This is a genomic window from Alloacidobacterium sp., assembly GCF_035631355.1.
GTDB lineage: Bacteria > Acidobacteriota > Terriglobia > Terriglobales > Acidobacteriaceae > Alloacidobacterium.
Window position 1 is genome coordinate 45,281 of sequence record NZ_DASQIX010000008.1, and the last position, 15,671, is coordinate 60,951.

11 protein-coding genes are annotated in these 15,671 nt (G+C 56.0%); 3 read left to right on the forward strand and 8 right to left on the reverse strand.

Features of this window, described 5'->3' with window-relative positions:
- The first annotated feature begins 65 nt into the window (after positions 1–65).
- Entirely contained in the window at positions 66–983 is a 918-nt protein-coding gene (locus VEV40_RS02800) for a universal stress protein (RefSeq protein ID WP_324829994.1), read from the forward strand.
- 1 nt (position 984) lies between these two features.
- Here the strand turns inward: VEV40_RS02800 and VEV40_RS02805 are convergent, their stop codons facing one another.
- The 4 genes from VEV40_RS02805 to VEV40_RS02820 form a co-directional block, all read right to left on the reverse strand.
- Positions 985–1,776 carry a hypothetical protein gene (locus tag VEV40_RS02805; RefSeq protein WP_324829995.1) on the reverse strand — a complete coding sequence of 264 codons (792 nt, stop codon included), beginning with the start codon at positions 1,774–1,776 and terminating at the stop codon, positions 985–987.
- 174 nt (positions 1,777–1,950) lie between these two features.
- The gene (locus VEV40_RS02810) at positions 1,951–2,949 is read right to left on the reverse strand and encodes a sugar phosphate isomerase/epimerase (RefSeq protein ID WP_324829996.1); all 999 of its coding nucleotides are present in this window, start codon (positions 2,947–2,949) and stop codon (positions 1,951–1,953) included.
- A gap of 12 nt (positions 2,950–2,961) precedes the next feature.
- Entirely contained in the window at positions 2,962–4,179 is a 1,218-nt protein-coding gene (locus VEV40_RS02815; protein ID WP_324829997.1) for an MFS transporter, read from the reverse strand.
- Positions 4,180–4,971, reverse strand: a complete 792-nt coding sequence (locus tag VEV40_RS02820) for an SDR family NAD(P)-dependent oxidoreductase (protein WP_324829999.1) — start codon at positions 4,969–4,971, stop codon at positions 4,180–4,182.
- A 36-nt stretch (positions 4,972–5,007) separates the two neighbouring features.
- Here VEV40_RS02820 and VEV40_RS02825 point away from each other — a divergent pair, with 36 nt between their 5' ends.
- Positions 5,008–7,164, forward strand: coding sequence for a glycosyltransferase 87 family protein (locus tag VEV40_RS02825; RefSeq protein ID WP_324830000.1), 2,157 nt, complete (start codon positions 5,008–5,010; stop codon positions 7,162–7,164).
- A 324-nt stretch (positions 7,165–7,488) separates the two neighbouring features.
- On the opposite strand, the gene VEV40_RS02830 is transcribed toward VEV40_RS02825, so the two are convergent.
- From VEV40_RS02830 to VEV40_RS02845, 4 genes are all read right to left on the reverse strand, one after another.
- The gene (locus VEV40_RS02830) at positions 7,489–8,160 is read right to left on the reverse strand and encodes a Crp/Fnr family transcriptional regulator (protein ID WP_324830001.1); all 672 of its coding nucleotides are present in this window, start codon (positions 8,158–8,160) and stop codon (positions 7,489–7,491) included.
- Between the two features lie 93 nt (positions 8,161–8,253).
- Positions 8,254–9,669, reverse strand: coding sequence for an MBL fold metallo-hydrolase (locus tag VEV40_RS02835; RefSeq protein WP_324830002.1), 1,416 nt, complete (start codon positions 9,667–9,669; stop codon positions 8,254–8,256).
- A 38-nt stretch (positions 9,670–9,707) separates the two neighbouring features.
- Positions 9,708–10,187 carry a hypothetical protein gene (locus VEV40_RS02840; protein ID WP_324830004.1) on the reverse strand — a complete coding sequence of 160 codons (480 nt, stop codon included), beginning with the start codon at positions 10,185–10,187 and terminating at the stop codon, positions 9,708–9,710.
- 171 nt (positions 10,188–10,358) lie between these two features.
- Entirely contained in the window at positions 10,359–10,964 is a 606-nt protein-coding gene (locus tag VEV40_RS02845) for a Crp/Fnr family transcriptional regulator (RefSeq protein WP_324830005.1), read from the reverse strand.
- A gap of 564 nt (positions 10,965–11,528) precedes the next feature.
- Between VEV40_RS02845 and VEV40_RS02850 the strand changes: the two genes are divergently transcribed.
- Positions 11,529–15,302, forward strand: a complete 3,774-nt coding sequence (locus VEV40_RS02850) for a TonB-dependent receptor (protein ID WP_324830006.1) — start codon at positions 11,529–11,531, stop codon at positions 15,300–15,302.
- Positions 15,303–15,671 lie beyond the last annotated feature (369 nt).

Consider the following 15,671-nt stretch of genomic DNA (forward strand, 5'->3'; position numbering starts at 1 on the left):
GTAACTAAAATCACAGACTCTTCAGGCGAATGGCGCGATGCTCAATTCGAGAAAAGGAGGATGATATGCCAGTCATCGATCAACCTACTGTATTGACAGTTGAAAAAATACTCTTTGCCACGGATTTTTCGGAGAGCTCGGAAAAGGCCTTCGCATATGTGAAAAAGCTGGCCCACCATTTTGGTTCAGCAGTGACGGCAGCGCACGTTGTCGATCTTTCTATAGCGACACGCTCGCCAGAAGCTACAATGGGTGTCTCTTTGTACGATCTGAGAGAGGTCGGCGAGGAAGGCATACGCAGAGTAAGGCATGAGCTTCGCTGCAGCGGCATCGTCGAAAAAGGCATCGTTCTTACAGGAGGAAGCCCTGCGGCTTCCATCATCGATTTTGCGAAGGAATTCAAGCCTGACCTGATCGTGATGGGCACTAGAGGCAAAGGCTACCTGGAGCGTTTCGTCCTGGGCTCGACCGCCGAAGACGTGTTGCGGCATGTCTCCTGCCCGGTGCTGACCGTTGGACCACACTGCGTTATTCCTGAGGGTGAGGACATCTCCTGGAAGCAAATTATTTATGCCACTGACTTCACGCCGGACACTTCGCATGCCGCTCTTTACGCGCTCTCGCTGGCACAGGAGAACAATGCGCGGATAACTCTATGCCATATCATCCCAGAGCGCATCGGCGACTGCGCCGACTCGCTGCGCGACGCCTTTCTGGATGAACTGAACTGCATGGTTCCGGAAGAGGTCCGTGACTGGTGCTCACCGGAATGCGTGGTAAAGCAGGGCGAGGCGCCACTCACGATCTTGAAACTTGCGAATGACAGCAAGGCCGATCTGGTTGTCATGGGTGTCCGGCCGGCAATCCATCTGCGGACCCACGCTCCCGCAGGCGTAACGTACAAAGTGCTGGCAGGAGCGCGATGCCCGGTGCTCACGATCTGCGGCCACTCTGAATTTCCGTGGAACGGCTTCTTCGGCTGATTTATTTCATGGAAGCAGCCACTTCGACCGTGCTCTTGTCAGGAGCACGGCGCGGGGTGGCTGCCTTTCGCAAACCACAGGAGGCCGGCGGGTTCGTCATCTGTTTCTCAAACACCCTGAAGCTGATGGTGCCGGGCTGCAACGTCGACCAATATGAAGTAGACGACACGATTGGTTTGTGGTGATTGATGATCTGATTACTCAGAATGTTGATTCCGCACTTCAGATTATTTTCCGGATTGAGAATGGTCTTCTGCGCATCGTGCGGAGGAAGATGACGGTCGGCCTTCCAGTCGAAGTCGCAGCCGTAGCGCTGCTGGTCTTCATAAGTAAGCTGCAGAAGGCCCTCGCTGTGCACCATCTGATGCGTGACGCTGTCGACCACTGCAACTTCCGGTTCGGTGTGGCGAACATTGGTTCGCGGATTCAGCCCTGCTTCCGCGCCCGCGAGCGCCTGGAAGAAATAAGCCCAGAACGCCCGCTTGTCGGTTTCACTCATTTTGTAAAAGCGCGGGCAAAAACGGCGTACGTCGCCTGGGACCTTTTTTGAAAGCATTTCTGGTGGAAGAGCTTTCTCCACAACCTCGTCCCATTCCGGCTTCCAGTTCGTGTCATCGCCCAACTCCGCCTTCTTTACTGCAAGCGGCGTTGGCGGAGCTGGTTTGGTTGCGGGCGCCGGTGTTACGGTCGCTGACGCAACCTGACTGTGCCCGTGTTTACATGCCAACGGCGAAATAAGAGCGCCGACGCAAAAGACCAGCAAGTATATGTTTGACTGCGCTGTACCGCGCATGAAAGTGCATCTCCGGGGAACAAATCGAACACCCTTTTTGAGAAGCAGCCATCAGCGATCGCGTTGCCGAATATGTATGTGAAATAGCTACATTCAGGGCCGAAATTATTCCGATTTCAGGCAACCCGAAAACATATGCCTAAATCGCGTGTCGCCCCCCTTTACAAGGGTTGACTAAATCCACCAAGCCGCAGCGGGTTGCTCGCGAATAATCAATGAATTAAGAAAATTCGCAGCCTTCGTAAGCCCTTCTTCGGGAGACATCAAACTGTCTTCATGTTCGATGGAGAGCACGTTGTCATAACCGAAGAGTCGCAGCGTCGAGACAAATTCGCGCCACCATGATCCGCCATGTCCATAGCCGCAGGTGCGGAAGATCCAGCTGCGGTGTCGTTCGTCGGTGTAGGACTTGGTGTCGAGCACGCCGGTTGTGTCGAGGTTCGCGCTGAAAATCTGCGTGTCCTTCGCGTGGACATGGAAGATGGCATCGCCAAGTATGCGGACAGCCGCGATGGGATCAATCTGCTGCCAGAAGAGATGGCTGGGGTCGAAGTTGCAGCCTACGTTAGGGCCTGCAATCGAGCGCAGCTTCAACATTGTCTCTGGGCTGTAGGCCACGAAGCCGGGGTGCATTTCAATGGCGACCTTAACCCCATGATCGGCGGCGAACTTCGCGTGCTCCGTCCAGTATGGTGTCACAACTTCGTCCCATTGCCACTTGAGCAGGTCGCTGAAATCAGGGGGCCATGGACAGGTGACCCAGTTGGGCTGCTTCGCGTCGGGAGAATCACCAGGACAACCCGAGAAATCGACCACGACAGACACGCCAAGTTTTTCTGCGAGCAGGATGGTTTTCCGGCTGGTCTCCTGCATCTGGCGCGCGATGTCCTTGCTCGGATGCAGCGGGTTGCCGTGGCAGCTTAGTGCGCTGATGGAGAAGCCGTGATCCGCGATGGTTTGCTTGAACGTCGCGAGCGTCGCTTTGTCATCCAGCATGGAGAGCTTGCAATGCGCGTCGCCCGGATAGTTGCCGGTTCCGAGTTCGACCGTGTCAATGCCGAGGGCCTTGAGCTTAGTCAGGACCTGCGGCAGCGGGAGTTGTGAGAGCAGTGGGGTAAAGACGCCAACTTTCATGCCAACCAGCATATATCGAGGTGCAAATCTTTGCCGCATGTTGCAGGTTGATTAACCAGCAGTCGCTTGAATAGATTTCTGCACAAGCCACAGATAAGCCATTGCCCCCAGAAACGTGACGCCCGCGCAAATCAGAAGCGCAATGCGAAATGAATGCGTACGGTCGAGGAACCATCCCGTGAGCACAGGCGCGACTGAGGCGAAGAGGAAGCTGCAGAAGTTTTGCAAAGCACCCGCCGAACCGACCAGATGCGCGGGAGCAGCCACCTGCACCAGTCCCCAGCAGGATGTTCCCGCGAAATGGATGAAAAACAGCGCCAAGCCAATGACGGCAACTGCGGCCGAGCTGCTTGATGCGCGCGTAACGGCGAAGGTGCAGGCGGCGGAGCAGATCATTCCGGCAACGATGAGCAGCTTGCGGCTTTTGAGCGCGTCCCATCCGCGTCGCACAAGCGCGTCCGCGACAAAGCCGCTGATGAGCATTCCGGCGGATCCCATCAGGAACGGAATCGCCGCGAGCCAGCCCGTTCTTCGCAGACTAAGATGGTGCGCGGCTTCGAGATATCCGGGAAGCCACGCGAGATAGAGCCATGCCGTATAGTTCACGCCGCTGAACCCGAGCATCATGCCCCAGATAGTGCGATGGCGAAAAAGATCGCGCCATGCAGCGAGTGAAATACTTTGCGACTGGCTAGGTTGGATCGCGTGTTTATCGGGATTGCGATAAACCGGATACCACGCCACCGCAACGATAACGCCGAGCAGCCCGATAGAAATGAACATGCTGCGCCAACCCCAGCCGAGAAGAAGCAGCGTCAGCAGCGGCGGCGCGAAAGCTTGGCCCAAAGTAGTTGACGCGTTGAGAATTCCCGTCGGCACGCCGCGCTCGCGCGTTTCATACCAGTCGTGGATGACCTTGAAGCCTCCGGGAAGAAACGGCGCCTCGCCTGCGCCCAGGCCGATGCGGGTAGCAACGAGTGCGGCGAAGCCCGAAACCACGCCGGTTGCCATCTGCGCCAGCGACCAGAGAAACATGCCCACGCTCAGAATCAGCTTGGGGCCAGCGCGGTCGAGCAGCCAGCCGGCCGGGACCTGCGCCAGTCCATAGGCAAGCGAAAAAATCGAGAGCAGGGCGCCGATCTGAGTTGCCGAAAGATGCAGGTCAGCGCGCATAGTCGTGTTGGCGATGGACAACGCGCTTCGGTCAAGAAAATTGACAATGCCGCCAAGAACGAGCAGCGTGAGAATGATTGCGCGGAGTATACGCATTCAGCGCGCGGTCCAGCCGCCATCGATGAGCAGCGTGTGTCCAGTGATAAGCGACGCTGCTTGCGAAGCCAGAAAGACGACTGCGCCCGCGACCTCGATTGGCTCCCCGATGCGATGCAGCGCAGCGACGCGCTCAACCGTGTCAGCATAAAATTCGGGGTCGGAGAGCACAGGCCGCGTTCCATCGGTTCTTATAAATGTAGGCGCGACAGCGTTGACGTTGATGTTGTGCTTGCCCCATTCCACGGCGAGGCATTTGGTCAGGTGTGCGATGCCTGCTTTCGTCATGCAGTAGACCGATTCGGTCGGCAGCGCAGCGAACCCGGCTTGCGAACTCATATTGATGATGCGCCCATATTTCTGCTCGATCATCACGCGACCCGCCGCCTGGCAGGCAAAGAATGTCCCCTTTAGATTGACGGCTAACGTGTAGTCAAAATCTTTTTCAACGACACTCTCCGCAAGGTTTTCGGGAGCCACGCCCGCGTTATTCACCAGAATGTCGATCCGCCCAAAATGCTTTCGAGTCTCTTTAATGGCGCTCGTGATTTGCGCGAGGTTGGTCATCTCCATCTGGAGAGGCAGCACGCCGCGGCCGCGCGCTTCGATTTCCGCCGCGAGTCCGGAGTCGGCGTTAATGTCACGCAAGCCGACAGCCATGTCCGCGCCTGCTTCAGCGAGGGCAAGCGAGATGGCGCGGCCCAGCCCGCGCGCTGCGCCGGTGACAAGCGCGATCTGTCCGTGGAGGTCGAATGAAGGCAGTGCTTTCATGAGGTGAAGAATAGCAGGCATCGCGCTGCCTGCAGTGCTGTAGAGTCGGAACTGCGTATGAAGAGCGTCCCAGATCGTTTCCAGGCGATCATCGCGACCAAAGCATGGCTCGGCTTCGAGTGGGGGTGCCTTGTTCTGCTGGCGCTCCTTCTACTGGGCCGGGGAATACTCCCCGGTTGGCACAGGCTCAACTTCGACTTTCCTAATGATTATGTCGTTGCCCGACTTCTGCGTGGGGGCTACAGCCTCGATCATGTTTATGACTGGGTATGGCTGCAGCGCATTAAAGACCATTGGGGACTCGATGTTCCGCTGGTGGATTACGCCGGACAGCCTCCACTTTCTGCGCTGCCGCTTCTACCCGTTGCCGGCTTCGGCGCGCTCACAGCCAAGCGCATCTGGATTGTTGCGAATTTCTTCTTCCTTTTTGGTGCTGCCGAAGCGATGCATCGGGCAACACAGCTTGGTCGCCGCCGAGTCTGGCTTCTCATTCTGCTCGCTGTCATTCCCCTGCGGGCCAGTTTTCTTCTTGGACAGTTCCACATACTGGTGCTATTCCTGCTGGCGCTCGCGTACTTGTTTCGCTCGCGCAGCCGCAGCGTTGCCTGCGGAATCTGCATAGCCCTTGCAGGCGGATTGAAGGTCTATCCGCTGACCTTTGCGGTTTATTTCGCATGGAAGAAGCAGTGGCGCGAACTTATCTCCATCGTCGTTGCTACGGCGGCGCTGGTGGGCATCAGCTACGCATGGGTCGGTGGCCATGTCATGCACATGTACCTTACTCAGGTGCTGCCGCGTAGCATGCAGGGTGAAGTCATTGACCCGTACAACGTTCGCTCTTCATCGGCGGTTGCATTTCTGCATCGCCTTTTTCTCTTCGAGCCGGGCCTCAATCCTGTTCCGGTGTGGAACCGCCCGCTGCTTTATTCCATTATTTTCCCGCTATGGCAGGCGGCGGTTCTGTTCCCGCTCTTCTTAAGCATTCGGCCTTCGCTGTGCGATCGCGATGCGGAGAAGCTGGAGTGGGCAGTCTTTCTGTTTGCCTTGCTCCTGCTGTCCCCTCAGCCTTCGAGCTACCACTTTGCCGTAATGATTCTGCCCATTGTGCTTGCGGCAGACGTGCTGTTGAAGAAACAGCAGTGTAGCCAAATCGCGCTGATGATATTGCTCTATGCCTTCATGTTCCGTGTTGCAGTTTCGCCAGACAAAGCTAGCAACGGATTCAGCTTTCTTACCGTATTGGCATTCTCCCGTCTATGGATAGGGTTGCTGCTCTGGGTATTTTTCGTGATTTGTCTGTGGCGCGAAAATACATTACACGAGGACAGCGGAAACATGCGCCTCCGCGCAGGTCTGCTTTTTGCTGCCGTCTGCATTTTCTGGATTTTGGGTTTTGCCGGTTATCAGCGGCATTTCGCTCACCGTGAAGACGATCTACGCGCTCGTCTTCCGCTTCCCATCCATCCACTGCTCACTACAGGCATCCATCCCAGGGCCGGCGGCTTTGTGGCCACCGCAATGCTGCTGACGAACTACCAGATCATCAACCAGAACGGAAAGGCTCCCTGGCCCGGAAATCCAGACCAACTCTCCTCCGCTGTGACCGACGACGGCTCTAAGGTCTTCATAGAATTAGCAGACAAGAATGGCTCGCGCATCGTCCTTCAAGACTCATCCGATTTCGAAATTCCGAATGCAGAGTCCCCGGCAATTTCCGCCGACGGCTCATCGCTCGTGTATATCCGGGAAACCAAAGGCAGAGGCAGTCTCCGCATGGCAAGCCTCATGTCCTCATCGGGCGTCATCACGGTAGCAAGAGATACCGAGCTGGTAGACCCGCCGTATGATGTCCGCGATGCCGCGTTTGCTCCTTCCGGCTACATCGCCTTCGCCGCGCGCATCAACAGCAAAACGAACATCTATCGGCTCACGCCTGGGGGTCAACCCACTATCCTGATCTCCGGGCAAGATGAGGTAGATTCGCCCGCCGCAGCGCCGGATGGGCAGCGGCTCGTCTTTCGCAAATTAGTGCGCAACCGCTGGCAGTTGATGATGATGGATCTCACCAGCCACCAGGAACGCCAGCTTACCTTCGGCGATTGCAATGCATTCGCGCCGGCCTGGATAAACGATTCAACCATTGCCTACGCTACTGATTGCGAACGCGCTATGTGGCTTCCAGCGCTGGCTGGTACGAATGTGGGTGCCCGCTAAAGATCATGGGGAACCAGGCACCCCTTCCAGGTTTTTATGGCTGGATAAATTTGGGTGCTTCATACTTCGTTGAAATGCTGTGCGTTCCGCAACATCTCAAAGAACTGCTATACGAAGCACCCGGCATGCCGAAATGGTGCAGCAGGATACTTCGTGTCTGCCTCATTTGGCTACCATCGTTGCAGTAGTTATTATCGTTTCGCTTATATTCCCACCGGCTTGCCATTCCCGTCGTTGCTCCAGAGCAACTAACGGCCACTTTGATAGAGAAAGGCGATCCTCTCCAAAAAGCAGGCCAGGCACAGAACGAAAACAGAGGATTTCTTAATCGGGGACCAGTAGGAATGGTTTCCGCAGTAGGATTTTGCCCCGGCCCTTCGAGAGGATGCCGGCGCGCTGCCACTCATTTAGAGAGCGGCTGACGGTAAACTGTGTCACGTTTGCTCCGGCAGCCAGATCCTCGTTTTTGATCCTTATTTCGATCCCATCGACTCTGATTTTGCCAATACCCGATGCGAGACTTGCCAGCAGGTGAGCCACGCGCCCCCGCGCGTCGTCGGCACTGAGCGAGACCTGTGCAGCTACCGACCATTCGATGTGTTCTGTCACTGCAATTGACAAGAGATTATCCAATAAAGCTGGATACCGGGAAAGCAATTCACGAATGGTCTGCCTGTCCCACATCAACGCACAGCTGTCCGTCAGAAGTTCCGTGCCGGCAAGGTGTTGGTATGGCGTGGAGAGAACCGCGGCGCCGCCGAATATCTGTCCGGCAGTCAACCAGTAGAGGAGTACCTTTCGCCCTTCGTTCGTCACCACGAAGTGCCGGCCCTGACCACTCGTGAGCAGGAAGAGTTGTTCCGCAGGCTCTCCCTGGCGGAGAACCACAGACCGCGCACGGAACTGCCGGTGCTTAGTGACGGATAGAATTGAGCTGAGCTCGGCTTTCGGCAACCCCGATAGAAATCGAGAGTCGAGGTAGTCGGGAAGCCCCACGATCTGATTGCCTGACAATTTGCAGGTGCAACTCACAGATTTCTTTTTTATCAGGACATATTAAAAAAAATGACTGGCAGAAATGCCAGTGGCTTATGCTGTGGGGATTCGCTGAGAGATTAAGTTTGTACCTTCCACTTCCTTTTTCTGCGCCAGCCATGCGTCATAGCCGCCTGTGAGGTTTGCAATGTCACGAAACCCGGCGTGGCGCAGAATACTGGTGGCAATCGAGCTGCGATAGCCGCCCTTGCAATGGACCACCATCAGCTTCTCGCGGTCCAGCTCTCCCGTACGCGCTGACAACTGACCTAAAGGGATGCGAATGGAATTCTCGATAGCGCCATCTTCGACTTCAGTCGCTTCGCGAACATCCAGCACCGTGACCGGCTCCTGCTCCCGCATTTCCGCCAATTCTGCAGCCGATATCTGCGGAATGTAATCAAGCTCATAGCCGCTTTTCACCCAGCCCGAAATGCCGTCTTCGAGATACGCATCCGCCTTGTCAATGCCCACGCGGGCCAGCCGCAGCTGAGACTCGCGCAGATGCTCCGCGTCCTCGCCCACCAGAATGATCCGCTTGTCCAGCCCCAGAATACGCGCCGCCCACGAAGCGTATTGCCCGGAGAGCGCGATATGCACCGACCCCGGCACATGCGCCACCGCGAAGTCCATTGCCGGGCGCGTATCGAGCACAACTGCTCCCTCCGCCTGCATTTGGACCACTTCAGCGGCCTGCAACGGCTTAAGCGGTGGAAGATGATCGAGAGCGTCAGCGCCTCTCCGGTTCAGTTCCACATCGCGGCCAAAGTATTCCGGCCGTGGTGGAAGACTCTCTGTGAGCAGGCTGACAAACTCGTCTGCGCTTTTGGCCTGAAGCGCATAATTCGTGCGGCGCTCTTTGCCGATGGTCGAAGACCGCTCCGAGCTCATCTGCCGCCCGCATAGTGAGCCTGCGCCATGCGCGGGAAAAATCTCCGTCTCGTCAGGAAGCTTCAGCAGCTTTTCGTGCAGGCTCTTGTAGAGCATTGCGGCAAGCTCCTGCGGCGTGTGGTCTCCGGAAAGATCGGGCCGGCCCACATCGCCGACGAAAAGCGTATCGCCGGTAAAGATCGCCCTCGGATGCCCCGGCTCGGCAACGTCAGTCAGCACGGCGCAGACGCTTTCGATCGTATGGCCGGGGGTCTGCATGAAATCGAAGCGCGCTTTTCCGAACTGGATCGAACCTCCTTCTTTCACAGTCGTATGCGGAAACGTCGCGCCTGATCCTTCGCCCAGATAGATGCGCGCCCCGGTGCGCGCCGCAAGCTCATGGTGGCCGGAGACAAAATCGGCGTGCAGGTGCGTTTCGATGATGTGCTCGATCCGCAGGCCCGCTTCCCCAGCGGCATCCAAATAGATGTCTACGTCGCGTTGAGGATCGATGACGGCAGCAACACCCCCCGATCCAACCATGTAGGAAGCGTGAGCCAGACATCCGAGGAAGAACTGGTCGATTCGTAATGATTCCATCGTTCCGTCCGGAGATATGGTACTTGCAAGCCTCGAATTTAAGCCAGCCGCAATGCGTTGAGACTCGCTAGACTCTGGCCGCGCCCTCGATCCGGATCGATCAGGAGCTCAAGTTTCGTTACTGATTCCAGATCGACAGTGTAGTCCTCGACCTCCTGGGATGATCCGGCTGGGCTGAAGTTCCATTGCTGGCGCACGATTTCGCGGTCCGTCTCCTTTGCGGAAGAATAACGTAGCGCAAACTCTTGAGAGCGTTCCGTTTCGTGCTCGATAAAATGGGCAAATATCCGCCGCAGGTGCGTCGGCACGGTGAAGACCAGCGCGATGCTCTGCGGCCCGGCGCTGGCGGCGCGCCACCCATGCTCATTGCGCTCCGGATTCGTGCTCAGCGCATTTTCAATTGGGAAAGCCGGATCTTCTGAGGTGAGCTCGACGCGAGCTATCGACTCCAGATCGAGCCATTGAGGATTATTGTGACTCTTTCTCATCGTGCCGTGGCTGACAATTTCCTTGAGCATCTGGCCCCCCCACGAGGAAGATACGCCTGTTGCTGGCAAATTTATAGGCGGTTAGAGCCATTGCATGCAAGCCGACGGAACCATTAAGGAGGGGCAGCCCTGCACAAGACTGAAGGGGCACACCTTCTTTGGTTTTGCCGCAGAAGCACAGAATGGAATGCAGATGAATTTTCAGCTGGCCGCAGCCAGGAGTTCCGGCTTTCGCAGCAGAATCGTGCCACGGCGCTTCGTCAGAATGCCGGCCCGTTCCCAATCGTTCAAAGAGCGGCTGACCGTGAATGGCGTCACATTCGCGCCATCAGCTACATCTTCATTCGTGACCTTCATTTCAACACCATCAGTAGTGACTGTGCCGATTCCGTTTGCGAGGCTCACCAATAAGTGGGCGATGCGGCCACTCGCATCATCGGAGCTGAGAGAGACATGTGCGGCGATCCACCATGCGGTATGCTCTGTCACTGAGATCGACAAAGTGTTATCCAGCAATTTCGGATTGCTGGTCACCAAACCCCGCATAGTCTGTCTGTCCCAAACTACTGCACAGCAGTCCGTCAGCACTTCTGTGGAGAGAAGATATCGCACCGGAGTAGCGATCATCGCGGCACCGCCGAATATCTGCCCGGGAGTCAGCCAGTGCATAGTTATCTTTCGGCCCTCATCCGTGATCAGGAAGTGCCTGCCGCGACCGCTGGTGAGCATGAAAAGTCGTTCGGCGGGGTCGTCCTGGTTGATGATCACAGAGGATGCACGGAAATGCCGGTGTTTCGCGGCGGACAAGACGGAGCTGACTTCCGCCTCCGTCAGTCCCGATAGAAATCGAGGCCTGAGATGGGGAGGAAGACCGAGAATCTGATTTCCAAGCGACAATTTGCAGGCGCAAGTCACAGTATTTTCTTCTCAGCACACGCCGCAACATCAACTGGAGAACGCCGGTACCTTAATACTTCCGGGCTCAAACCGGCAAATAAAGAGTTTTGATTCTTTTTAAACGTACAGCCTTTCTGGCACTAACATACACCCAAACGACTAGTTACGGGCATATATATCGTCATAAACGAAAACCGTATAAAATTTGCTACCGTCTCAAAGAAACGGCTGACGGCAAATGGCCTTACATGTTCTTGCTGCCATATTCCTATGGTTCTCCGCAGCTTCCTAAAGAAGAGTATTGCTTGCATCGTGGCACAAGCCGCATACTGTTGTACAAAATTTCCCAGAGCCACATTTTAATTCCCTGTAAACGGACCGATTAAGGCGGTGGTTGATCTTTATTTCCTGGAAAGAAAAAGAAAGGCATTGCCGGATTTAAACGTTTTGGCAAACAAAACTTTTGGAGGCGTTATGAAGCATCAGGTTCTCGCAGCCGCCATTGCCGCGGCTGTGATGCTCTTTTTTGTCACCCCGCCAGTCCACTCACAACAGGCGACAACATCCTTACGAGGAGTCATCACAGATCCGAGCGGTGATCTCGTCCCCGGGGCCTCGATCACCATCACCCGCAGCGCAACCGGTCAGGTGCTTCAGACTACCTCAAACGCATCGGGCGAATATCAGTTCCAGCAATTGGCTCCCGGCACCTGGACGGTCAAGGTTAGCGCGGCAGGTTTTGGAGACCAGAGCAAGATCGGCACCTTGCTTGTCAGCAAGCCGGCCACCATCGACTTCCTGATGACTGTGCAATCCGTTTCGCAAACCGTAAATGTGTCGGCGGAAACAGAAACGCTGAACACTTCTGACGCGACGCTGGGCAATGCCGTCAATAATCAAACGATCCAGTCGCTGCCGATGATCGACCGCAACGTGCCTGACCTGCTCAGTCTGCAGCCCGGTGTGTTGTACCTGGGGCATAACGTCGACACCAACAGTGACAGCCGCACCGGCGCAGTCAACGGCGTCCGCTCCGACCAGGGCAACATTACCATGGATGGCCTGGACGATAACGATCAGAAAAACGGATACGCCTTCACCGGGGTCTTGCGCGAAACGCTGGACTCGGTCGATGAGTTCCGCGTCACTACCGGCATGGCCAATTCCGACCAGGGGCGCGCCGCAGGAGCGCAGGTCAACCTCCTCACCAAGCGCGGGACCGATCAATTCCATGGCGCGGCTTACGAGTACAACCGCAATACATTTACTGCCGCCAATGACTGGTTCAACAAGCAGGCGGAATTGGCAAGCGGTCTGCCAAATGTTCCCGGAAAATATATTCGCAATACCTATGGTTTTGACGTGGGCGGTCCGATCCTGAAGCAGAAGCTTTTCTTCTTCGGCAATTACGAAGGTTCACATATTCGCGAGAGCCAGCAGGTTGTGCAGGAAGTTCCTACCAGTTCGTTACAGGCGGGAAATCTTATCTACCAGAGCAACGGCAACAATGTGACGCTCACTCCGGCGCAGATTGCCGTGATGGACCCCAACTGCTCCGCCAACGGCACCTGCCCGTGGGGTCCGGGCAATGATCCCAACATTCTGCAACTGCTGCAGGGTTACCCCGTCGCGAATGGAGCAGCATTGGGAGACGGCTTAAATCTTGGTTCCTTTACTTTCTCATCGCCGAATCCTGTGAATCTCAACACGACGATTGCTCGCCTGGACTGGGCGCCCACGTCGCGCCATCAGCTCTTCTTCCGCGGCAATTTGCAGGACGACACAACGTCGGATATAGTCTGGTTCCCCGGCCAGCCACCGTCCCACACCACGCGGGACAATACCAAGGGACTTGCCGCGGGCGACACGTGGACTATCACAAATAACCTGGTGAATGATTTGCGCTATGGATACATAAGGCAGGGCTTCAGCAAGGCTGGCATTGATTGCGGATCTTATGTTCAGACATTGCGCACCGTTTCGTCGCCGACTGCGCAGAGCTGCTCGACCACCATTCATGTGCCGGTGCAGAACATTATTGACAACGTGAGCTGGACGCATGGGAACCACACTTTGTCTTTCGGAGCCGATTGGCGCGGCGTTACAAATTACTCCCAGACCAATAACAATTCCTATGGCTTCGCCAGCCTCAATATTCAATGGTTGAGCGGCGGCGGATCCATCGCAGGTACAGGAAGCAGTCTGGATCCCGGGGCGTTTGGCTATCCGGCTGTCGATTCCGGCGACTCCACTACCTACAACGAGGAGATTGGCCTGCTCACCGGTCTGGTTCCCTTTACGCAAGGACAGTTCAATTTCAACGTTGCCAAGGGAGGCCAGAGCGGGAACACCATTGCGGAAGGAGTGCCAATCGCGCTGAATTACCACTCCAACGAGTTTGAGTACTACATCCAGGACCAGTGGAAGCTGAAGCCGAACGTGACGTTCACCGTTGGCATTCGGCAGGTGTTCCTGCAGCCGCCCTATGAAACTCACGGACAGCAGATTCAGCCCACAGTTGATACCCACCAGTGGTTCGTCAATCGCTACACGCAGGCGCTCTTAGGCGCAACAGACCAACCGGATCTCAGCTTTGCTCCGTCCGGCAAGGTAAACGGCAAGCCTTCATACTGGAACATGTCGTACAAGAACATCGCGCCGCGCGCCGCGTTCGTAATTGCTCCGGACAGCAAGACGACGGTCCGCTTTGGCGGCGGCATGTACTTCGACCATTTTGGACAAGGAATTGTGGACACCTTCGCCCAATATGGCTCGTTTGGCTTGCAGACCCAGATCAGCAATCCTGCCGGTCAATACTCGATCGACAACTCACCCCGCTTTACCGGCCTGACTTCGATTCCGCCCTTGCAAGGGGTGAACATCCCGTCGGTCATTCAATATCCCTACACCCCGCCGAACAACGTCAATACCGGGCTTGCCATTACCTGGGGCGTGGACAGCAAAATCAAGACTCCGTACACCATTGCTGCGGACTTCTCCGTCCAGCGCGAACTGCCGCATGGCTTCTCGGCCGAAGCGGACTATGTTGGAACCTTCGGCCGGCATCTGTTGCAGCAACTCGATCTGGCCGAGCCGCTTGACCTGGCCGACCCCAAATCGGGCATGGATTATTTCCAGGCGGGCAAGCTTCTGGCCCAGGCCACCTACGCGGGTCAAACGAACGTCTCGCCCATTGCCTATTGGGAAGATATGTTTCCATATCTGGCGACCGGAGGCATGAGCGCCACCCAGAACATCTATCAGAACGTTTACCAGGGCAATGCGGCAGTCGGGAATGACTCTTATGCGCTCGCTGTCCTCGATGCATTTTGCGACCCGAACGAAGGCGGTCTCGGTTGCGGGCCATATGAAGACTCCAACGGCAACATTACCACGCGCTACTATCAGCGGCAGTTTTCATCGCTGTATGCGTGGTCTTCAATTGGAGTCAGCGACTACCACTCGCTGCAACTTACACTGCGCCGTGTGACCAACGTTGGGTTGAGTTTCAACTTCAGCTATGCCTTAGCCAAATCGATTGATATGGGGTCTGACGCGGAGCGGTCGAGCGAGTTCACAACCAACAGTTTCAGCTTCATCACGAACAGCTTCAATCCCAAGGGGCTTCGTGCGGTCTCCGATTTCGACGTGCGTCATCTGCTCACCGGCGACTTCATCTACCAGCTTCCATTCGGTCAGGGCAAGAGGTTCGGCTCTGGCGCCAACAACGCAGTCAATGCCTTGATTGGCGGATGGTCCTTATCAGGCATCACCCGTCTTTCCAGCGCCCTGCCATTCAGCGTGCTCCCCCCGCTTAGCTACGCTACGAACTATCAGCAAAATACCTTTGCCGTCGTCACCGGGCACATCAGTACGCACAAGCATCTGGTCAACGGCCTGCCGGAGGTCTTTGCCGATCCGGACGCTCTCAATAACGGCATCGCCACCGGAAACCTGCTGCGCTTCCCCTATCCCGGAGAGGAAGGCAGCCGCAACTTCTTCCGCGGCGACGGCTATTTTGAACAGGATACGGGCGTGTCAAAGAGCTGGAAGACTTTCCGCGAACAGTCCCTGCATTTTTCCTGGGAAGTGTTCAATGTGTCGAATTCCGCCCGCTTCGATACCAGCGCCATCAGCAGCCTCGGCGGCCTGAACACACAAGTGACCAGCGGCGCCGGTTTCGGAATTTACAGTTCCCAGTTGGTGCAGTCGCGCAAGCAGCAATTTTCATTGAGGTACGACTTTTAACAGACGTAATGCGGTTGGTTGCCGGGCTGGCCATGGGCAAGTCGCCAGCCATGGCGCCATGAATAAATGTCTGCGTCTCAAATATAATTCGCAAAATTCCACATTTCTTTTGTAACTGCGCGCTGCAGGTCTTCGTTGGAAGTCATCCACTCGCACTCATAAGAAATTGGGAGAAGTGGCATTCCCAGATAAGAAATCCGGCCTCCATCATGCGGCCGAGGGTCGACTAGCTCTGCAGTGTAAGTGAATAGTGCCAATTGCTCTCTCCTTTTATGAGATTCATCGTCCCATGCCTTCTGTATGCAGTCGTTGCTCGAAGGCAGATCTGTACTTGCTTTTAAGCAAACAGGAGAGAGGCGATGCTAAGTG

Bases quoted from the DNA above. Each gene is read 5' to 3' on its own strand.
- VEV40_RS02800 (WP_324829994.1), top strand. From the start codon at position 66: ATGCCAGTCATCGATCAACCTACTGTATTGACAGTTGAAAAAATACTC.
- VEV40_RS02805 (WP_324829995.1), bottom strand. From the start codon at position 1,776: ATGCGCGGTACAGCGCAGTCAAACATATACTTGCTGGTCTTTTGCGTC.
- VEV40_RS02810 (WP_324829996.1), bottom strand. From the start codon at position 2,949: ATGCGGCAAAGATTTGCACCTCGATATATGCTGGTTGGCATGAAAGTT.
- VEV40_RS02815 (WP_324829997.1), bottom strand. From the start codon at position 4,179: ATGCGTATACTCCGCGCAATCATTCTCACGCTGCTCGTTCTTGGCGGC.
- VEV40_RS02820 (WP_324829999.1), bottom strand. From the start codon at position 4,971: ATGCCTGCTATTCTTCACCTCATGAAAGCACTGCCTTCATTCGACCTC.
- VEV40_RS02825 (WP_324830000.1), top strand. From the start codon at position 5,008: ATGAAGAGCGTCCCAGATCGTTTCCAGGCGATCATCGCGACCAAAGCA.
- VEV40_RS02835 (WP_324830002.1), bottom strand. From the start codon at position 9,669: ATGGAATCATTACGAATCGACCAGTTCTTCCTCGGATGTCTGGCTCAC.
- VEV40_RS02840 (WP_324830004.1), bottom strand. From the start codon at position 10,187: ATGCTCAAGGAAATTGTCAGCCACGGCACGATGAGAAAGAGTCACAAT.
- VEV40_RS02850 (WP_324830006.1), top strand. From the start codon at position 11,529: ATGAAGCATCAGGTTCTCGCAGCCGCCATTGCCGCGGCTGTGATGCTC.